Source organism: Arthrobacter sp. ISL-5 (assembly GCF_018613835.1).
Lineage (GTDB): Bacteria > Actinomycetota > Actinomycetes > Actinomycetales > Micrococcaceae > Arthrobacter.
The window spans coordinates 86254-106159 of record NZ_JAGGPM010000017.1; the positions used below are offsets into that span (position 1 = coordinate 86254).

Annotated in this window: 18 protein-coding genes and 1 pseudogene; 6 read left to right on the forward strand and 13 right to left on the reverse strand. The window is 67.6% G+C overall.

The genetic code is table 11. From position 1 onward, the window contains the following. Positions 1 to 17: 17 nt before the first annotated feature. Positions 18 to 524: a MarR family winged helix-turn-helix transcriptional regulator gene (locus J7I89_RS09300; RefSeq protein WP_214969339.1), complete on the reverse strand. Its 507-nt coding sequence runs from the start codon at positions 522 to 524 to the stop codon at positions 18 to 20. 3 nt (positions 525 to 527) lie between these two features. Continuing rightward, positions 528 to 2297: an AMP-binding protein gene (locus J7I89_RS09305; protein WP_214969341.1), complete on the reverse strand. Its 1770-nt coding sequence runs from the start codon at positions 2295 to 2297 to the stop codon at positions 528 to 530. A gap of 95 nt (positions 2298 to 2392) precedes the next feature. Between J7I89_RS09305 and J7I89_RS09310 the strand changes: the two genes are divergently transcribed. Then, a complete protein-coding gene (locus tag J7I89_RS09310; RefSeq protein ID WP_374102013.1) occupies positions 2393 to 3652 on the forward strand; it encodes an acyl-CoA dehydrogenase family protein in 1260 nt (419 codons plus the stop codon). Between the two features lie 170 nt (positions 3653 to 3822). Here the strand turns inward: J7I89_RS09310 and J7I89_RS09315 are convergent, their stop codons facing one another. The 6 genes and pseudogenes from J7I89_RS09315 to J7I89_RS09340 all read right to left on the reverse strand — a co-directional run bounded on the left by J7I89_RS09315 (position 3823) and on the right by J7I89_RS09340 (position 10470). Beyond that, positions 3823 to 4404: a DinB family protein gene (locus tag J7I89_RS09315; protein ID WP_214969342.1), complete on the reverse strand. Its 582-nt coding sequence runs from the start codon at positions 4402 to 4404 to the stop codon at positions 3823 to 3825. Positions 4405 to 4658: 254 nt separating this feature from the next. Next, positions 4659 to 4862, reverse strand: a complete 204-nt coding sequence (locus tag J7I89_RS09320; protein ID WP_013599688.1) for a cold-shock protein — start codon at positions 4860 to 4862, stop codon at positions 4659 to 4661. Positions 4863 to 5127: 265 nt separating this feature from the next. After that, the gene (locus tag J7I89_RS09325; protein WP_214969344.1) at positions 5128 to 8055 is read right to left on the reverse strand and encodes a PEP/pyruvate-binding domain-containing protein; all 2928 of its coding nucleotides are present in this window, start codon (positions 8053 to 8055) and stop codon (positions 5128 to 5130) included. A gap of 48 nt (positions 8056 to 8103) precedes the next feature. After that, positions 8104 to 8424 carry a hypothetical protein gene (locus J7I89_RS09330; RefSeq protein ID WP_214969346.1) on the reverse strand — a complete coding sequence of 107 codons (321 nt, stop codon included), beginning with the start codon at positions 8422 to 8424 and terminating at the stop codon, positions 8104 to 8106. A 234-nt stretch (positions 8425 to 8658) separates the two neighbouring features. After that, a pseudogene (locus J7I89_RS09335) lies at positions 8659 to 9283 on the reverse strand (response regulator). Continuing rightward, a complete protein-coding gene (locus tag J7I89_RS09340) occupies positions 9280 to 10470 on the reverse strand; it encodes a sensor histidine kinase (protein ID WP_214969348.1) in 1191 nt (396 codons plus the stop codon). Before J7I89_RS09340 ends, J7I89_RS09335 begins: the two are co-directional and overlap by 4 nt. Positions 10471 to 10680: 210 nt before the next feature. On the opposite strand from J7I89_RS09340, the gene J7I89_RS09345 reads away from it, so the two are divergent. Both J7I89_RS09345 and J7I89_RS09350 read left to right on the forward strand, forming a co-directional pair. Then, complete coding sequence (locus J7I89_RS09345) at positions 10681 to 11265, forward strand: heme-binding protein (protein WP_214969350.1); 585 nt, start codon at positions 10681 to 10683, stop codon at positions 11263 to 11265. Between the two features lie 10 nt (positions 11266 to 11275). Further along, positions 11276 to 12031 (forward strand): ankyrin repeat domain-containing protein, encoded by a 756-nt coding sequence (locus tag J7I89_RS09350; RefSeq protein ID WP_251045103.1) that lies wholly within the window; start codon positions 11276 to 11278, stop codon positions 12029 to 12031. Between the two features lie 115 nt (positions 12032 to 12146). Here the strand turns inward: J7I89_RS09350 and J7I89_RS09355 are convergent, their stop codons facing one another. From J7I89_RS09355 to J7I89_RS09365, 3 genes are all read right to left on the reverse strand, one after another. Beyond that, positions 12147 to 13343, reverse strand: a complete 1197-nt coding sequence (locus J7I89_RS09355; protein ID WP_214969352.1) for an acetyl-CoA acetyltransferase — start codon at positions 13341 to 13343, stop codon at positions 12147 to 12149. Continuing rightward, complete coding sequence (locus J7I89_RS09360; protein ID WP_214969354.1) at positions 13334 to 14008, reverse strand: CoA transferase subunit B; 675 nt, start codon at positions 14006 to 14008, stop codon at positions 13334 to 13336. The genes J7I89_RS09355 and J7I89_RS09360 overlap by 10 nt, the downstream gene beginning before the upstream one ends. A 92-nt stretch (positions 14009 to 14100) precedes the next feature. Continuing rightward, on the reverse strand, positions 14101 to 14829 hold the full coding sequence (locus J7I89_RS09365; RefSeq protein ID WP_214969356.1) for a CoA transferase subunit A: 729 nt from the start codon (positions 14827 to 14829) through the stop codon (positions 14101 to 14103). Positions 14830 to 15010: 181 nt separating this feature from the next. Between J7I89_RS09365 and J7I89_RS09370 the strand changes: the two genes are divergently transcribed. From J7I89_RS09370 to J7I89_RS09380, 3 genes are all read left to right on the forward strand, one after another. Next, the gene (locus tag J7I89_RS09370) at positions 15011 to 15799 is read left to right on the forward strand and encodes an IclR family transcriptional regulator (protein ID WP_214969357.1); all 789 of its coding nucleotides are present in this window, start codon (positions 15011 to 15013) and stop codon (positions 15797 to 15799) included. A gap of 54 nt (positions 15800 to 15853) precedes the next feature. Next, complete coding sequence (locus J7I89_RS09375) at positions 15854 to 16699, forward strand: SDR family NAD(P)-dependent oxidoreductase (protein WP_214969359.1); 846 nt, start codon at positions 15854 to 15856, stop codon at positions 16697 to 16699. A gap of 98 nt (positions 16700 to 16797) precedes the next feature. Then, a complete protein-coding gene (locus J7I89_RS09380) occupies positions 16798 to 17709 on the forward strand; it encodes an NADP-dependent oxidoreductase (RefSeq protein ID WP_214969361.1) in 912 nt (303 codons plus the stop codon). 100 nt (positions 17710 to 17809) lie between these two features. On the opposite strand, the gene nadE is transcribed toward J7I89_RS09380, so the two are convergent. Further along, positions 17810 to 18664 (reverse strand): ammonia-dependent NAD(+) synthetase, encoded by an 855-nt coding sequence (gene nadE, locus J7I89_RS09385; RefSeq protein ID WP_214969363.1) that lies wholly within the window; start codon positions 18662 to 18664, stop codon positions 17810 to 17812. Positions 18665 to 18739: 75 nt separating this feature from the next. After that, positions 18740 to 19762: a LacI family DNA-binding transcriptional regulator gene (locus J7I89_RS09390; protein ID WP_214969365.1), complete on the reverse strand. Its 1023-nt coding sequence runs from the start codon at positions 19760 to 19762 to the stop codon at positions 18740 to 18742. Positions 19763 to 19906: the final 144 nt, after the last annotated feature.

Genomic DNA, 19906 nt, shown 5'->3' on the forward strand with positions numbered 1-19906 from the left:
GTCGTTACTCGTTGTGGTCATTCGGAAAAGTCCCCGGCTCCCCGGCGGAAGTCGCCCAGGATGCGGATGAGCTGGTCAACGTCACGGTCCGCGAAGCCGGACTGGCTGAAAACTTCGGTGTTGAGCACCGCCGTCGCGCTCTTCGCAAGGGTGCGCCCCTCCGCGGTGAGCTCGATCAGCGTGGTGCGCCCGTCGGTGGGGTGCTGCGACCGGACCACCAGCCCTGCCTTTTCAAGGCGGTCGACGGCGTTGGTCACCGAGGTGGGATGGACCTGGAGGAGGGCGCTCGCCTTGTTCATGGGCAGCGCGCCGCTCCGGGCGAAACTCAGCAGCGCCAGCAGCTCGTAACGGGCAAAGGTCAGGCCGAAGGGCTTCAGCGCTCCCTCGATCCGGGCCAGGAGGATCTGCTGCGTGCGCATGATGGCCGTGATGGCGGCCATCGGCGCGGCGACGTCCCCCCAGCCGTGGCGCTCCCAGTTGCGTTGTGCATCGGCAATGGGGTCGCGGGGCAGCGGCGCGTTCATGGCTCAGCCCTGGCTTTTCAGGCCCGGGAAATCCGCTTCCGAATATTCCCTGCCGAGGCCAGCGTGAGTCGCAGCACCGGACGCCGGAGTCCCGGACGTCCCATCGGCGCCGTGCCGGACCTCCTCGCTGTGCCGCAGCTCAACGCGCCGGATCTTCCCGGAAATGGTCTTCGGCAGTTCGGTGAATTCGATCCGGCGGATGCGCTTGAACGGCGCCAGGTGGTCGCGGCAGTAGCGCAGGATCTCCTCGGCCAGCTCGGGGCCGGGCTCATGGCCGGCCGCGAGGACCACGAACGCCTTGGGCACGGACAGCTTGAGCGGGTCAGGGGACGGGACCACGGCGGCCTCCGCCACGGCCGGATGCTCAATCAGTACGCTCTCCAGCTCGAACGGGGACAGCCGGTAGTCGGAGGACTTGAAGACGTCGTCGCCGCGGCCCACATACGTGATGATCCCGCGCTCGTCCCGACTGGCCATGTCGCCCGTGTGATAGTAGCCGCCGCGGAAGGCGTCGGCCGTCTTGTCCGGATCGCCGTAGTAGGACTTCATCAGGCCCACGGGCCGCGGGTCCAGGCGCAGGCAGAGTTCGCCGTCGTCGGATTCCTCCCCGGTGGCAGGGTCCACCAGCACCACGTCGTACCCCGGGAGCGGCTGGCCCATGGCGCCGATCTTCGCCGGCTGGCCGGGCGTGTTGGCCACCTGCACGGTGGTCTCCGTCTGGCCGAAGCCGTCGCGGATGGTCTGGCCCCAGGCGCGCTGGACCTGCCCGATCACCTCGGCGTTGAGCGGCTCGCCGGCGGACACAACCTTGGTGGGCGGGTTCTTCAGGAGGCCGAGATCAGCCTGGATGAGCATCCGCCAGACGGTCGGCGGCGCGCAGAAGCTGGTGACCTTCTCACGGTCCATCTGTTCCATCAGGGCGCGGGCATCGAAGCGCTCGTAGTTGTAGACGAACACGCAGGCCTCCGCGATCCACGGGGTGAACACGTTGGACCAGGCGTGCTTGGCCCAGCCCGGGGATGCCACGTTGAGGTGCACATCGCCGGGCTCCAGGCCGATCCAGTACATCGTGGACAGGTGCCCCACCGGATAGGACGTGTGAGTGTGCTCCACGAGCTTGGCCTTGGACGTGGTGCCCGAGGTGAAATACAGCAGCAGCGTTTCGTCGGCCTTGGTCGGAGCATCCGGCGTGAAGTCCTCCGGGGCTGCCGCTGACTCCGTGTACCGGGCGGCACCGGGCGCCGCTTCCGCAGCGGAAGCTCCGCCGTCGCCGATTTCAATGAGCTTGTAATCTCCGGGAACCTCGGCAAACTTGCCGATGTTGGAACTTCCGACGGCGGCCCAGCCCGCTTCGCCGCGCTCCACGCGGTCCTGCAGGTCGGTAGGGCCCATGAGCGTGGTGGTGGGGATGAGCACGATGCCGAGCTTGATGCCTGCCAGCATGAGCTCCCACAGCTCCACCTGGTTGCCCAGCATGATGATCATGCGGTCCCCGCGTTTGACTCCCTGGCCGCGGAGCCAGTTGGCCACCTGGTTTGAGCGCGCCGACAACTGGGCAAAGCTGCGGCGCGTCGCCGAGCCGTCCTGCTCGACGATCACCAGCGCCGGATTGCTCCCTGTGGCCGGATCGGCAGCAATGGCGTCGAACCAGTCGAGTGCGAAGTTGAACTCCGCCGGCCGCGGCCACTCGAAGGTGCTCCTCGCCTGGCCGTAGTCATGGCGCAGGGCGAGCAGTTGGTCGCGTGCTGCACGGAAGTCGTCGGTGACTGTCATGGGGCACCTTTCGCCTTTTGAATCCACATCCTAGTGATCCACATCACTGTGCAATATACTAGGACATCCAAGGGTTTGGAAGAGCGAAGGGACCTATGCCCGTGCAGCCACAAAGTCGTGACAGCGGACAACCAACAGGAACGAAGGCGGTTGGTGCCGACGCCTCAGGTGCAGGCCCGGAGCAGGAGAACCCTGCGCCGCCTTTTCCTGACGCGGACCTCATGTACATCGCGGACCTGCTGCCGGCCGGCGAACGGCAGCGCTACCTCGACATCAGGGAGTTCCTGCAGTCCCGGGTACGCGCCCAGTCCATCGACTACTGGAACCGCGAGGAGTTCCCGTTCGGGCTCCTCGCGGAGATGGGAAAGCGCGGGCTCGGCGGGCTGCAGACGGACGGCACATCCAAGCTGTTCAAGGGCCTCATGTACGTGGAAGTGGCCCGGGCCGACGTATCCCTCTCGGCCCTGGTGGGCATCCACAACGAGCTCATTGTGGGCATGATCAACGAGCTTGGCTCCGAGGAACAAAAGCGGCGCTGGTTGCCCGGCCTGACCGCTTTCACCCAGCTGGGGGCCTTTGCGCTCACTGAGCCGGATCACGGTTCGGACATCGCCGGCGGCCTGGCCAGCACCGCCCGGCTCGAGAACGGCGAATGGGTGATCAACGGGGCCAAGCGGTGGATCGGCGCCGGCACCATTGCGGACTTCGCCCTGGTGTGGGCCCGGGACGTGGCCGACCAGCAGATCAAGGGCTTCATCGTGGAAACGGACCGCCCGGGTTATGCCGCCACGAAGATCGCCAACAAGATCGGGCTGCGGATCATGCAGAACGCGGACATCGTGCTCGATGACGTCCGGATCCCGGAGGCAAACCTGCTCCCCGGCGCCACCGATTTCTCCAAGGCCAACGAGCTGCTGCGGGATTCGCGTGCCTGGGTGGGCTGGCAAGGTGCCGGGATCCAGCTGGCCGCGTTCGACGTCGCCCGTTCCTATTCACTGCAGCGCAGGCAATTCGGCAGGGAACTGGCCCGTTTCCAGCTCATCCAGCAGCAGCTCGCCGAGATCCTGGGCAATGCGTCCGCGTCGCTGGCACTGATGGTTCAGCTTGCCCGGATCCAGGAGGACGGCAGGCTGGAAATGGCGCAGGCGGCCATGGCCAAGGCCACCACCACCAGGCTCGCGCGCGCGTCGGTGGCCATGGGACGTTCCCTGCTGGGCGGCAATGGCATCAGCAGCGACTTCGAGATGGGCAAACTGTTCGGCGACGCCGAGATCCTTTACACCTACGAGGGCAGCTACGAGATCAACTCGCTGATCGTGGCCCGGGCCGTGACGGGGAAATCGGCCTTCGTGTAGGACCGGGCTGCACGCTTTTCGGCGCGGCTGGCTGCGGCGGGGCTGCGGCGGGCAAATTTGCACCACTTTCCTGAAGGGACCTGTGCCTGAGGGCTGAACTTCCGCGGGCTGGCCTGGGCTGGCCGCGGGGTCCCGGCGGCAAAACGGTGCAGAAATGCGCTGGTTTCGGCTCAGCGGGCCGCGGCTTCACGGGCGGCGGCTTCAAGCCGGGCGAAGTGCGCGGCCTTCTCCGTGTCGCTCCGCATCGGGAGGTTGGGGTCGTTGGGGCCCTGCCCTGCGGCGCCGTCGATAAGTTCGCGGAGGATGTCGGCGTGCCCCAGGTGCTGGGCCGTCTCGGAGCACATGTGCACCAGGATCTGCTGCAGGGTTACGTGCTTGCGCTCCTCGGGCCACCACGGCACCACGCCGGGCGCGTCGAGCGCAAGGGCCTCGATGGTGGCATCGCTGTGCTCCGCCGAGAAACGGTGCAGGGCGATGATGTCCGCCCGGGTCTCGGCCGGCGTCGCCCACATATCCGCATCCGGTTCGGCGCCGTCATCGAGCCATGGCATGTCCTGCTCGCTCGGGCGTCCGAAGACCTCGCCGAAGTAGCCGAGCTCCACGCTGGCGACGTGCTTCACGAGGCCCAGGAGGTTGGTGCCGGTGGGAGTCATGGGACGGCGGACGTCGTATTCGTCAAGGCCGTCGAGCTTGGCGAGGAGTTGGGCCCGGCGCGTCTTCAAATAGCGGTGCAGAATCCCTTTGTCATCCATAGCGGGCACTATACCGAGGTAGCTTGGGCGCGGGCTGTCACACTCGCTGGCCGCCGGCAGCAGTTATGCACCACTTTGCCGCGCCGGCCGGTCCGGCAAGCCCGGAATCAAGCCCGGGATGACGGGCGGCACCGGCCTTGGAGCCGCGGAAAAAGGTGCAGAAATGCGCCGGAACAGCCGGACAGCCAAGGCCGCGGAGGGCAAAAAACTCCCCTGTTCGTGCTCAGGGCACGGACAGGGGAGTTTTTAAGCCGTTACAGCGGGCGAATGTTCTCTGCCTGCGGGCCCTTGGGGCCCTGGGTCACATCGAATTCGACTTTCTGGTTTTCGTCCAGGGAGCGGTAGCCGCTGCTGGCAATTGCCGAATAGTGGGCGAAAACATCTGCTGATCCGTCATCCGGAGCGATGAAGCCAAAACCCTTTTCGGCGTTGAACCATTTAACTGTGCCTGTTGCCATTACTACTACTTCCTTTGTAACCCTTTTCTGGTCCTGCTCCGACGGCAGGCAGATGCGGAGATGTTTTCCGCTGTCTCAAACCTAGGGTGCGCACGCTGGGCGTGCAATAGCTACGGTCATCAACTGCCCCTCCTGTAACGGCAGATTTTTGTCCAGAAAGGTCAGGCGGCCGTCGTTTTGCGGACTTCGGCCGGGCCGATTTGAAGATTTCCGGGCCCCGGAAAGACTGAATCCACCGGAGCCCGGCCGGCTCCCAAACACTCCTCTAAGGACCGGACTGCGTCACGGTCCCAGCGTCGCTAACGGTCCCGCCGTCGGTTGCGGTCTCAACCGCGGTGATGGTCCCGGCGGCTCCGTCCACGACGACAGTCTGGCCGGTGCGCAGCCTGGTGGTGGCGTCCGGCACGCCGACGACGGCAGGGATGCCGTATTCACGGGCTACCACTGCACCGTGCGAGATGACCCCGCCCATCTCCATCACCAGGGCACCGGCGGTCAGGAAAAGCGGGGTCCAGCCGGGATCGGTGGACGGCGCCACCAGGATTTCCCCTGGTTCCAGATGCGCGCCCACGGGGTCCAGGATCACCCTGACCCGGCCCGCGGCGGTGCCGGCCGACGCAGGTGTTCCAACGAGGGCGCCGGAGGGTGCAGCCGCGCTGGCGACTGCGGCCTCGACGTCTGTGCCGTCGGAGAGCAGGAGCCGCGGTACGCGCCTCCGCCGAAGTTCCGCGTCATAGATCCGACGGCGCTCGGCAATCATTCCCTTCAGCTCGCCGCCACGAAGGCCCACCCGGACCTCGTCGAACGTCAGGAAAAAGACGTCGTCCGCCGCCCCAATGGTGCCGGCCCTGGCCAGCTCGGCGCCAATGGCCACGAGCTGCCTGTGGACTTCGCCAAAGACGGTCACAACGTAGAACTTGGGCAGTTCGCGCAGGCCGGCCAGCTGCCGCGTCCGGTGCAGGCACACAGCCACCATGCGGCCCCGCAACCGGCTCACTGCCCCGGCCCGTGCCACGAGGCTGCGGATTCTGGCCTCTGCATGGTCGGCAGCCCGCTCGAACTGCCGGTCCGGGGCCAACTCGGGATCCTCCACCCTGAGGTAGTTGGAGATCATTCCCAGAATGTGGTCCGGCTTCTCGGACCACCGCGGCATGCCGAGGTCGATTTCCGCCACGGCCCGGTGGCCGTACCGTTCCAGGAAGCGGCGCAGACCGGCCTGGGCCACCGGCGGTAGCGCACCGGCGGCATAGCTGACAGCCAGTTCGCCGGGACGCCTGCCCAGGAATGCCTCCCGCGAGGCGGCGTCGTCGCGGACGGAAACAGCCAGGCGCCACAGTTCAAGGTCCATTTCGGTGGTCACGTTGTGGGGGAGTCCGCGCAGGACGGCCTCCAGCTCCCGGGGCTCGGCAACTCCGCGGAGAAGCCAGCGGGCTAGTCCCAGCATTGCGTAACCGGCGGCTGGTGCCGGCAGCGTGGTCCGGATCAGGCCGTCAACTGTGCGGGCCGGGACGTTCTGGGCGTGGTCCAGCCGCCTGAACACTGTGGCGGGTTCGGCCAGGGCCAGGTCAGCCTCAAGCCGCTTACCGAAGCGCAATGCCCGGCGTAGCTCGGCCTTGGGCCGGACGACGGCCCGGATCAGGGCGGGGACCAGCCAAACCATCGTGGCGAGGCCTGCCGTGCCGTCCCTGCCACGCCCTTCCGATGCCCTAAGTTTGGACGGCCGGGGCTGGCCTTTAGTGACGCCGAACCTCGGGTCGTCGAGGAGGGCCGGCAGAACAGAAGCCGATCTCCCGTCCGCCAAGGGCAGCCACTTCAGCAGCATCCGGCGGCCGGACGCGGTGCGGATCAAAGGTGTCAGGTCCACGTACATGCGCAGCCCGGGGTTGACATAGGCCCAGGGCGACCTGCGGCTCCCCACACTTCCCATGACTGAGAGCCCCATCGGCGTGAGGGGACGCGTCAGCCCCTGCAGCAGGGTGCCGCACAGATACACGCGGGTTTCAGCAGCCGGGACCGATTCCAGCCCGAAAGGCTTGGCGGACGATGGATCAGGCAGGGGGTACAGGGTGGTGATTGGCCGGGACTGGGTCAGCCAGATTTTGCCGTCGGCGTCGATGACCCATTCCACGTCCTGCGGTTCCCCGAAATGCTCCTGGGCGGCCACTCCCAACGATGCGAGTTCGCGGAGCTGCGCGCCGGAAAGGACCGGGCTGCCTCCGCCGTCGCCTTTTCCGCCGTCGCCTTTTCCGGAGCCGCCGCGTCCGGGGCTGGACTGCCGGATCTTTCCCGTGGCCGTCTCCACCACGAAATGGTCCGGAGTGACCGCTCCGGAAACGACTGCCTGCCCGGGGCCGGCGCTCGCATCGATGACCGTCTCGCCGCGCGTTCCGGCGACCGGGTTTGCGCTGAACAGCACGCCGGCGGCGGCAGCGTCCACAACATGCTGGACGACGACGGCGAGGGCGACGTCGCTATGGCGGATCCCGTTGGCCGAGCGGTACGCAACTGCCCGGTCCGTCCAGAGCGAGGCCCAGCAGCGCCGGAGTGCCTGAATCACGGCGTCGGCTCCGACGACATCGAGGAAGGAATCCTGTTGCCCGGCGAAGCTCGCGAAGGGGAGGTCCTCGGCAGTGGCGGAGGACCGCACCGCCACGGCGGGTGGGTTGCCGGCGGGCGGGCTGACAGCAGCGGGCGACGTGCCGTCCTCGGGCGGCCCGTCAGACGAGCGTGTGCCGTCGGCGGAAACGGGTGCGTTGCCCATGGCGGCGTAGGCGCCGCGGACGGCAGCCTCCACCTCAGGCGGGACCGGTGCCGTTCCCACGAGCTCCCGTGCACGCTTCGCAATCTCGCGCTGGGTGCTCTCGCGCTCGGCGTTCTCCCGCGGTGAAGTCTGCTGTGCACCCTCACGCTGGGCAGTCTCATTGCCGGATGGACTGCCTGTGGCCGGCGCCTCGCCGATGGGTGCCCCGGCCGCCAGGGCGTCGAGGCGGGCGGCCAGCGCCTCCAGCTCGGGCGGAACCGCCATCATGTAGGCGGCCGTGGTCAGGCAGAACCCGGCCGGCACGGGGAAACCGGCATTGGCGAGCCTGCCGAGATTCAGGGCTTTGCCACCCACGAGCAACAGGGACCCGGAGCCCAGCCTGCCGAGGTCCAGCACGAGCCGGTCAGGCGTGGCGCTCTCCGGAGGGCCCATGTCCTGTGCCTCGTTTCTGGTCAGGGTTTCGCTCGTCTGCTTTCCGGGCTACGCGGTGGTGTCCGACCCCTGGCCGGTGTCCTCCCACTGCACGTCGAGATTGCGGAATACCGGGGGCCCGTCACACAGGGCAGCCATCTTGGCGGCGAAGTCCGACGTTTCCGGCCGGTTGGAGTTCTCCATCGCCGACTCGTAGGAGTCGAATTCCACGATGGTGAGGTACGTTCCGGGCCGGTCGCGGTCCGCTGTCGCGATGATGCGGCGGAACGTCGGGGCGGTGGTTCCCTCGGTTCTTGACGGCCGGCCCAGCTGTTCGATCTCCTCGATCCGGGAGGTCTGGAATTCGATGATCTGCACAAACCCGGCCATGACGGCTCCTCGACGGCGGTGGATGCTGGTGCGGATCACGGTAGACCCGGTGCTCAGGCAACGCAAGGGCCCGGGACGGGTTCGGGCGTGCAAGTGAGTCTAGCCCCGGGCGGCAGCCGTCCTGACCCTGTTTCGCGCCGGACGAGCCGCGACACGCACCCACCGCGGCGTGTTGCCCACGCTGGTCGGCCGAACAAGGTCACGACGGCGCGCAGGTTGAGCACGGCAGTTCTCCTAGCGCATCCCCTCGCGGCGGATCGCGGTGGCGATGGCAGCTGCACGGGTCTCGACGCCGAGCTTGGCGTAGATGTGAGCGAGGTGGGTCTTGACCGTCGCCTCGGAGATGAACAGCCGCTGGCCGAGTTCCCGGTTACTGAGTCCCTCGGTGAGCAGGCTCCACAGCTCGGCCTCCCGCGGGGTCAGCACCTCGTCCGGATTGCGCAGCTGCTGGAACAGCCTGGAGGCCACGGGCGCGCTCATCACGCTCCTGCCCTGCACGGCGCCGCGGACGGCGGCGAAGATCTCCTCCGGCGCGGCGTCCTTGAGCAGGTAACACATGGCGCCCGCGTCCACGGCTCGGACAATGTCTGCGTCGGAATCGTAGGTGGTGAACACGAGAACGGCTTGGCTGCGGTTGCGCTCGCGGAGCTTCCGGATGGCCTCAATCCCGTCCATGCCGGGACCCATGGCCAGGCATCACCACGACGGCGGGGGAGTGATCCGCCACAGCCGCCAGCGCTTCCTCGCCGGAGGACGCCTCGGCCACCACCTCGATGTCCGGCCGGGTGCCGAGCAGGGCCTTGAGCCCGCTGCGGACCACGAGGTGATCGTCCACCAGGAGGACGGTGATGGCGCTCATTCTTCTCCCCTGACCGGCAGCTGGGCGGCCACGATCGTTCCTTCGCCCGGCGTGCTTTCCACGGAGAAGGCTCCGCCGAGCTGCTCCACGCGTTGCCGCATGGCCCGCAGCCCGTACCCTCCGGCGTCCGACGGCGGTGCTGTCGCCGCCGGATCGAAGCCGGCGCCGTCGTCGTAAATGTCCAGGGTGACGGCGTCCGGCAGGAAACCCAGCGTGACAGTGGCGTTCGCCGCGGAGGCATGGAGTTTGATGTTGGCCGCGGCGCTCTGCACCACCCTGAGCAGTGCATGGCGGACCTCGGCGGGGACAGGCCGCGGTTCGCCGGTGACCAGCAGCCTGGCATCCGGCACGTACTGGGACGCCGCCTGCAGCAGGGCGTCCGGCAGCGGAGAGGCATCGAGCCCCGGGGAAGCCAGTTCATGGACCAGGCTGCGGGTATCGGACAGGTTGTGCCGGAGCAGTTCGCTGGCCTGGCGAAGGTCCTGCCGGGATGTGGGGCCGGGCCAGGCGCGGTTGGCCGCTTCGAGGAGGAGGAGGCTGCTGGCCAGGCCCTGGGTTACGGTGTCGTGGATTTCGCGGGAGACGCGCTCGCGTTCAGCGATGGTGCCTGCACGGCGTTCGCTGGCCGCCAGCTGCCCCTGGGCGAGCGACACCTCGGCGTGCAGGCGGCGCTGTTCGGCGGCGTCGTGTTCTATGCGGTCGTAGATCAGCGTCAGCATGACCCCGACGGCGAGCGGACCCAGCAACATGGCGAGATCGGTGCCGTCGCTCAGCCGGAACAGCCCGACGGCGGTGGCGGCCGCCGTCGCGCCGGCCGCAACATAGGCCACAGCGCCCGTGAACGCCGTGCGGCAGAGGAAGAACAGCGCGAACGAGCACCAGGCGAAGCTGGGGGCGGAAATCACCAGCAGTGCCCAGGCCGCCACGAGGGCAAACATCCAGACCGCCCAGGGGCGCCGGCGCTGGGCCAACACGGCGATGACGGCGTAGAGGGCACAGGCCGCGGCCGCCAGGCCCAGGACCAGGAGGTTGTCCTGCGGGCTGTGCCGCATCACGTAGCGCACCACGGACGCCACCATCAGCACCGCGAATCCAAGGTGGACGGCGGCGTCAATCCGGCCCAGCCGGCCGCTGCCCTGTGCTGCGGGCAGTACTTCTGGGGATGCGGCTGGGGCTGAGGAAGGCATTGGGGGATCCGGTTCGGGTGGTTGAAGTGCTACCCACCATGCTATTGCCCGCGCCGTTGCTGGTCTCTCAGCCTTTTGGCTGATCCCGCCAGCCCGAAGTACGACGGCGGCCCACCTGAAGGCCCGATGTGCCCAATTCGGCCGGGCGGCACGATGGAAAAGTAGCCGTTCAGGCCGTTTGAGTTCAGGCCCAGTTTAAGGAGAACCACCGTGAAGAAGTCCCAGAAGATTCTTGCCGCTGCAGCAGCAGGGGCGGTCGTGCTGACCGCCGGCGTAACCGCGGTTGCCAATGCCAGTATGGCTCCGGCATCTGCAGCTCCCGCGGCCGTGCCGGCAGCGGTGCCGGCGGCGGACGTCCAGCCCGTGCCCGAAAACGTCGTGGCCCAGAACAGGATCAGCGTGGGCGCCTCAGCGAAGGCCGTCGGTGCCGCGCTGGCCAAGTGCCAGGCGGACAAGCTGCCGTTCGTGACCGTTGCCCTCGTGGACCGGTTCGGCACGGTGCAGGCCATTCTGCGCGGCGACAACGCGGCCGAGCACACCATCGAGTCCGCCAAGCAGAAGGCCTACACCGCCGCCGTGTTTGGCGCGCCCACGAGTGAGCTGGCCAAGCGCATCACCGGCAGCGGACCCAGCATCGCCGACCTGCCGGGCACCCTTTACCTGCCCGGCGGCGTCCCGCTCAAGGTGAATGGCGCCTCCGTGGCAGGGATCGGTGTGGGCGGCGCTCCCGACGGCAAGCTTGACGAGGCCTGCGCAGTTGCCGGCGCCGAGGCGATTGCCGGAACCACGAAGTAGGCTCTGGTCCATGGCAAGGCACAGGTCCGGGGCGAGGCTCAGATCCGGCGGCTGGCGTTCGGCCGCCGCGCTTCGGCTGCTGGGGCTGGCGTCCTTGGCGGCGCTGCTGGCGGGGTGCGACGCCGGTTCCCCGTCAGCCGGCGGACCGGCGTCGGGGAGCGCGTCCGCCAACAGCGCCGCTGCTGCGCCGCCGGCCACTACCCGTCCAGCCGCCACCAGCCCTACACAGTCCAGTCCCGGACAGTCCCGGCCGGCGTTGTCTCCGGAGGCCCAGAGGAAGCTGGACCAGCAGCTGATCCTCGCGGCCAAAGCCAACAACGTCGCCCTCGTTCGGAAACTGATCCAGGACGGCGGGAACGTGAACGCGAAGGACGCCATCCAGGATTCGGCCTTCCTGTACGCGGGGGCTGAAGGCTTCAACGACGTCCTGCGGCTGACCCTGGCCAACGGCGCGGACGTTTCCAGCACCAACCGCTTCGGCGGGACGGCGCTGATTCCTGCCTCCGAGCACGGCCACGTGGAGACCGTCCGGATCCTCATCGCCGCCGGTGTGCCCGTCAACCACGTCAACAATCTCGGCTGGACCGCCATGCAGGAAGCCATTCTGCTGAACAACGGCGGGCCGAACCAGCAGGAAGTGGTCCGGCAGCTGCTCGCCGCCGGCGCAAACCCCAGCATCCTGGATCCGCAGGGCCGGACAGCCTTGGTGAGCGCGGAACGGCTGGGCTTTGCCGAAATAGCCCGGCTGATCCGGGCCCACGGCTGACAGGCCGCCAGTGTGTGCTGAACTGGCCCGGTTTTGGTCGTGCCGCCCGCGCTGATGCGTCTGCCCGGCGGGGCAGGCGCATCAAAACTGGGCTGGTTCGGCAGCCGCCGGCTCCCTAGACCGCTTCCAGCACGCTCACGTAGTTGGCGATGCCTACACCGCCCATGTTCTGCACCGCAGCGCGGCGGGGGTTGGCGAGCTGCATGTCGCCCGCGGTGCCGGTGAGCTGCATCGCGGCGATGACGTGCTGGGACACTCCGGTGGCGCCGACCGGGTGGCCTTTTGCCTTGAGGCCGCCGGAGACGTTGACGGGCAGCTTGCCGTCCTTGTAGACCCAGCCTTCCGCCAGGGCGCGGGATCCCTGGCCCGGTTCGGTCAAGCCCATGGCTTCATACATGAGCAGTTCGGCGATGGTGAAACAGTCGTGCACCTCGGCGAAGTCCAGGTCTTCAAGCCCGACGCCGGCCATCGCCAGCGCGCGCTGCCACGACGCACGCGTCGCATTGAAAGCGGTGGGGTCGCGGCGCTCGGCGGGGAAGAAATCGTTCGCGTGGCCGAAGCCGGCGAGGCGCACCGGCGCAGTGACTCCACCGGTCGGTGAGACAGACAGCACGACGGCGGCGGCGCCGTCGGAGACGGGGGAGCAGTCGGTGCGGCGCAGCGGATCGGCCACCAGCGGGTTCTTGTCCGAGACTGTGCGGCAGAAGTCCTCGCCGAGGTCCTTGCGGAGCTGGGCGTAGGGGTTGTCCACGCCGTTGCGGTGGTTCTTGGCCGCGATGGTGCCCAGGATGTCGCCCAGATTTCCGACGCCGGCCCCGTAGCGCTTCTCGTAGTGCTTGGCCACTTCGGCGAACAGGCCGGTGAAGCCCGTGGTGGAGGCCTTGCCGGCCATGTCGTAGTCCGCGCCCAGCAGGGCCGCGCCCACAACATCGGCCCCGGCGTGGGTCATCTTCTCGGCGCCGATGACGAGCACGGTTTTCGCGCTGCCTGCCAGCAGCGATTTGGTGCCCTGCTGGAAAGCGGCCGAGCCGGAAGCACAGGCGTTCTCCACGCGGGTGGACGGCACGTTGGCGAGCTGCTCGGACACCTGCAGCGCGAGCGAGGACGGGAAGGCCAGCGGCATCATGCCGGAGTTGAACTGGCCGAGGTAGACCTCGTCAATCTGGCCGGGCTCAATGCCGGCGTTGCCGATCGCCTCGGTGGCCACCTGGACGATCAGGGACTCCAGGGTCTCGTCCGTCAGTCTGCCGAAGCGGCTGTGGCCCCAGCCGGTGAGCAGGACATCCTTGCCGAACTGTTCCTTCAGGCCCATGCTGCCACTCCCTCGTTTTCAAGCTGGACGTCGAACCCGGCCTCGGTCTTCTCCCGGATCTCCTCCACAGTGACGCCCGGGGCGAGACGGGTCAGCGTGAGCTGCCGGCCGCCGTCGCGCTTTTCGAGGTCAAAGACCGCGAGGTCGCTGATGATGCGGTCCACCACCCGGAGCCCGGTGAGCGGGAGGGTGCATTCCTTGACGATCTTGGCGGTGCCGTCCTTGGCGTTGTGCTCGGTCAGGACCACCACTCGGGGCGTGCCGGCCACGAGGTCCATGGCACCGCCCATGCCCTTGACCATCTTGCCGGGAATGGTCCAGTTGGCGAGGTCGCCGTCGCCGGAGACCTGCATGGCGCCCAGGATGGCCACCTTGACGTGGCCGCCACGGATCATGCCGAAGGATGTGGCGGAGTCGAAGATGCTGCCGCCGGGCAGGACCGTGACGGTCTGCTTTCCGGCGTTGATGAGGTCCGCGTCCTCCTGGCCCTCGTACGGGAACGGGCCCATGCCGAGCAGCCCGTTTTCGCTCTGCAGGACCACGCGGACGCCGTCGGGCAGGTTGTTGGCCACGAGCGTCGGAATGCCGATGCCCAGGTTGACGTAGTCGCCGTCGTTGAGTTCTTCGGCCGCGATGGCAGCCATTTCATCCCTGGTCCAGGCCATGGGGTTCTCCTTGGGTTTTAGGGGGCTTAAGTGTTCGTTCGCGCTTGGAGCAGGGGCTATAGTGTTCGTTCGCGCTTGGAGGGTTGGCGGGGTCAGGCGGGAGCTGCTGCGGAGGCGAGCTCAACCCGCGGGCGGACCGTGCGCTGCTCGATGTCCTTGACCCGGCCGCTGGCCTGCACCAGGCGCTGGACGTAGACGCCGGGCGTCACGACGTGGTTGGGGTCCAGGGCGCCGGGCTCCACGATCACCTCGGCCTCGGCGATGGTGACGGCACCTGCAGTGGCCACCACCGGGTTGAAGTTCCGCGCGGTGTAGCGGTAGATCAGGTTGCCGTCGGTGTCGGCAGTGTGCGCGTGGACCAGTGCGACGTCGGCCCGGATGGCCCGCTCCCGGACGTACGTTTCGCCGTCGAACTCCGCGAGCGGCTTGCCTTCAGCGACGAGCGTGCCCACGCCGGTCTTGGTGTAGAACGCCGGGATGCCGGCGCCGCCGGCGCGCAGCCGCTCGGCCAGCGTGCCCTGCGGCGTGAACTCCACATCGAGGAGCCCAGCCAGGTACTGCTCGGCAAACAGCTTGTTCTCGCCCACGTAGGACGCGATCACCTTCCGCACCTGGCCTGCCTCGATCAGGACACCGAGGCCCTTGCCGTCGACGCCCATGTTGTTGGAGACCACCGTGAGGCCGCGGACACCGGAGTCCCGGACGGCCTCGATCAGGTCCGCCGGGATGCCGCTGAGGCCAAAGCCGCCGACGGCGACCGTCATGCCGTCCCGCAGGACGTCGTTCAGCGCCTGGGCAGCGCCGGATTTCAGTTTGGACATCGCATCTCCTCGTTGAGCTGTGTACGGGCGGCTGTCCACTTTGTGGACGAAACATCTGATCATGGAGCGTACGGTCCGCCCAGGTGCTCTGTCAACGGCAATGTTTGGCTTGGTTTACCGCCTATTACAGTGTGGACGGTAGGCTGTGGGGTATCCACAATATGGATACATGAGGAGAAATATGAACCAAACCCCAGTCCAGGGTGCCCAGGTGGTCAGCCGCATTGCCGGGCTCCTGCGCATCGTGGGACGCCGGCCGGAGGGCAGCTCGCTCGTCGAGCTCGTGCGGGAATCCGGCCTTACCCGGCCCACCGTCCACCGGCTCCTGGCGTCACTGGCCTCGGAGGGACTCCTCGACCATGACCCGCGCAGCGGAAACTGGGTCCTGGGACCCGAGGTCCTGCTCCTGGGAGCGGTGGCCTCCGCACGCTTCCCGCTGGAGGACATCGCCCGGCCCAGCCTTCGCCGGCTCGCCGAGGAAACCGGCGAAAGCGCCTTCTTCTCCATCCGCCGGGGCGCCGAGACCGTGTGCCTGTTGCGGGAGGAGGGCAGCTTCCCTGTCCGTTCGTTTGTGCTGCATGAGGGCGTCCGGTTTCCGCTGGGCGTGGCGTCGGCAGGCACCGCGATCCTGGCCTTCCTGCCCGACGACGAGCAGGAACAGATCCTCTCGGACTGGGCCGCGCACGCCGGGGACTTCGCCACAGGGCACACTGAAAGCGTGGTCAGGGCCAACCTCCGCCAGACGCGCCGCACCGGATATTCGGTGAACCCCGGGCTGGTGCTCGAAGGAAGCTGGGGGATGGGAGCGGCGGTCTTTGACCAGGCAGGCCGACCCGCGTGGGCGCTGTCCCTGACCGGCATCGAACCCCGTTTCCGCGGAGACCGGCAGGAGCTCCTTGGCCGGCTCCTGCTGGAGGAGGCCCACCGGCTCACGGTCCAGCTCAGCGCCCCGGGCCGGGACAGGCGGTAGCCAGCTCCGGCGTATCATGGGTCGCGGAACGGAAGGTAAGCGGGGCCGCTTAGCATGACCAACGATCGCGAACGCAACGAAGCGCCGGCGGGAAACGTTGCCCTCGTGACCGGCGCGAGCCGGGGCGTCGGCCGGGGCATCGCGCTTGCCCTGCTGACAGCGGGGTTTCGCGTATACGGCACGGGCCGCTCAATCGACCAGGCGGACCTGCCGCGGGAGATACGGCGCCTGCGCTGCGACCATCTCAAAGACGACGAGACGGCGCGCGTGTTTGAAGCGATCCGGTCCGAGTCCGGCGAGCTCGATCTCCTCGTCAATTGCGCCTGGGGCGGCTACGAGACGATGGTCGAAGGCGGCGTGTTCACGTGGCCCGCGCCGTTTTGGGAACAACCGCCGCACCGCTGGACCGGCATGATGGACGCCGGCGTGCGCGCCGCGTTTGTGTGTTCGGCGCACGCGGCGCGCATGATGACGCCGCGGCACCGCGGCCTGATCGTCAACATCAGCTTCTGGTCGGCGCAGCGCCACCTCGGCAACACGATCTACGGCATCGCAAAAGCGGCAACGGACAAGATGACGTCCGACATGGCCGTCGAGCTGAAACCGTTCGCTATTCCGGTCATCTCGATCTACCCCGGTCTGGTTCGAACCGAGTCGGTCCTGGCAGCGGCGAAAAGCGGCGCGTTCGATCTCTCGACCAGCGAAAGCCCCGAGTTCATCGGCCGCGTGATCAACGCGCTGTTCCACGATCCGAACCTGATGGCGCGGACCGGCCAGGTGCTCGTGGCCGCCGCGGTTGCGAAGGAGTTCGGCGTCCTGGACATCGACGGCAGTTCGCCGCCGGCGCTGACACTTGCGGACATCCATGCCGCCGCGAAGGCCGCCGTAAGCGATCCCTGAGCGACCCGCCCAAACTGTTGTGAAGCCCGCATCGCCGTGCCTAGGCTTGCAGTCGGGCCCTGCAACAGAGCCTGGACACCATCGAAGGAGCCGGCGCCATGAGCACAAGGATCTACTTTGAGGAATATGGCAGCCCGCAGGTCCTCAAGGTGGGCATCGAGGAGCTGCCAGAGCCCGGCGAGGGCCAGGTCCTGGTGGAGTTCCGTGCTGTGAGCGTCAATCCCATGGACTGGAAACTCGTGGCGGGCCACCTGAAACAATGGGCTCCCCTTGACCTCCCGGCCGTGCCCGGCAGCGAGGCGGCTGGTGTGGTCGCCGCGGTGGGGCCCGCCTTCGAAGGATTCGCCGTGGGTGACGAAGTCATTTGGAACGGCTTCATCGGCGGCTACCGGACGGAGGCGGTGGTGCCCGCCGATCAGCTGACACCCTTGCCGGCCGGAGTCGATTTCGAGCAGGCAGCGTGCATTCCGGTGGCCGGCGGGACGGCGTACTCGGCCCTAAAGCAGCTGGCAGTCGGCGCCGATGACACCGTCCTTATCCATGCGGCCGCGGGAGGTGTGGGTTCGGCCGCGGTGCAGATCGCCCAGGCTTTCGGTGCGCGGGTGATCGGCACGGCATCCGAGGCGAATCAGGAATACCTCAGGGAGCTGGGGGCCGAACCCGTAACCTATGGCCCCGGGCTGGCCGACAGGGTGCGGCTGCTGGCTGAGGCCGGAAGCGTCACGGCCGTGCTGGACGCCGTGGGCAGCGACGATTCAGTGGCCGCGACAGCGGAACTTCTTCAGGGCAGCAACCGGGCGGTGACCACCGTCCCAGGGAAGCGTTCGTCCGAGGCCGGGCTGGCGGCTGTCCGGCAACTGGAGGGCCGCATCGAGGAAGCCGCAACGCTCGCCGCGGAAGGCCAGCTCACCTTCACCATCGCCCACCGGATGCCGCTGATCGAGGCGGCCGAGGCGCTGGAGATCAGCCGGGCCGGCCACGGCCGCGGCAAGATCGTGCTGCTGCCATAGGCTGGCAGCAGCACGCGAGGCTGCCTTTGAGGCGAAGCGTTCGACGGCGGCCGGCGGCTTGCCGGTCAAGCAGCCCCCGGCGTCGTGGTTCAAAGCAGGACTAGAGTCCTGCCCTGGGCTCCTCCGGACCCTCGTGCTTCCACCAGGTATCGAAAATGGTGACGGGAACGGTGCGTTTGTGCCGGGTGCGGAGGTACTTTTCCTCGATGAGGGCTGCTGCGCTTTCGGGGATTCCGCGGCCTTCGAGGTAGTCGTCGATCTGGTCGTAGCTCACGCCGAGTTCGTCCTCGTCCGTGCGGCCCGGCCTGGCATCGAGGAGATCGGCCGTGGGGATCTTCTCCCAGACGCGGGCGGGGGCACCGAGTTCGGCGAGCAGTGCACGGTTCTGGCGCTTGTTCAGGCCGAAGAGCGGGAGGACGTCCGCGCCGCCGTCGCCGTACTTGGTGAAGAAGCCGGTCACGGATTCGGCGCCGTGGTCCGTGCCGATCACAAGGTAGTTGTGCTCGCCGGCCAGGGCGTACTGCGCAATCATGCGGGTCCGTGCCTTGGTGTTGCCCTTGTGGAAGTCTGAGATCTCAGCGCCGACGGTCTTGGCGAACTCGTCTTCGAAGCCGTCCACAGCCGCCGAGATGTTGAACGTCCATTCCCTTGTGGCCCGGATGAAATCCAGGGCGGCCTGGGCGTCGTCCTCGTCGTGCTGCACGCCGTAGGGGAGACGGAGTGCCACAAAGCTGGCATCCGTGCCCTCGGCTTGAAGCTCTTCGACGGCGAGCTGGGCAAGTCGCCCGGCGAGCGACGAGTCCAGGCCTCCGGAAATGCCCAGGACGAAGCCCTTGGTGCCGGTGGCCTTGAGGTACTCCTTCAGGAAAGTGACGCGTTTGCGCACCTCCTCTGCGGGATCGATCCGGGGCTGGACGCCCATTTCTTCAATGATCTTGGCCTGGAGTTCGCGCATGTGACCCAGCCTAGTCAGCGTGGTCGGGAACACTCAACTGCGTTGCCGCGCCGGGCGGAATGCGTCGCGCATCAGCTAGGGAACGCGCGCCGGCCCGGTGGAGCCGCGGATGGTGAGGTGGGTGGGCATGACGGCAAGGCGCCTGCTGGGGCCGCCCTGCAGCGGATTGAGTTGGGCCAGCAGCATGGAGACGGCCACACGTCCGGCCTGCTCGATGGGGGAGGCGATGGTGGTGAGCGGAGGGTTGCAGAAGTCGGCACCGAAGATGTCATCGCACCCGACGATGCTCATGTCCTCCGGCACGCGAACGCCCCGCTCCCGCAACCGCTGAAGCATGCCGATGGCCAGGAGGTCGTTGAAGACTATGCATGCCGTGGCGCCCGTGTGGGCAGCGGCGTCGGCGGCCGCGGCCCCGGAGGTGGTCTTCGGGGCAAACGGACCCACCCGGAAGGTGGTCATGCCGCGTTCCCGGGTTTCGTCCTCGAAGGCCTTCCAGCGCTTGGCATTCGACCACGAGCTCGCCGGTCCGCCCACGAAGCAAATCTTCGAATGCCCCAGCGAGGCCAGGTGCTCAAGCGACTGAACAATGGCCGACGGCGTGTCAATGACCACCGTGGGGGCATTCGCGGAGGCCCGGTTGATGGTCACCATGGGGTGCGCGGCCGCGGACTCCGCCAGCTGGGCATCCGTGAGGCGGGAGGCCGCCAGGATGAAGCCGTCGGCTGAGCGCCGCATTTTGTGCAGGGCTTCTTCCTCCATCTCTGCCGATTCCTCCGTGTCCACGAGCAGCTGCGTGTACCCCGCTGCCTTCAGCTGGTGCTGGGTGCCCCGGATGATGTCGAAATAGAACGGGTTGGTGACGTCCGGGACCAGAACGGCAATGGCCTGCGTCCGGCCGGAACTCAGGCCCCGCGCCTGCGAACTCGGCACGTAGTTCAGCTGGGCCGCGACCTGCTGGATCCGCTCGCGCGTCACCCGGTTGACCCTGTCCGGATTGGACAGCGCCCTGGAGACCGTGGACGTGGCAACTCCCGCCAACTCAGCCACATCACGGATAGTCGGTGTCCTGTCCGGGGACGGGAGTTCCACACCTGCCATTGGCCCAGCCTTCCTGATTTGGGGGTGCAGACCCTCTGCAGCTCGCGGCGGTCCTGCGTGTCAGACCATTGGAGCATCGTTGGCAATTTTTGGCAATCGCTTGCCGACCAGTTTTCACCGCCATAGACTCGACGCCGAAGCCCA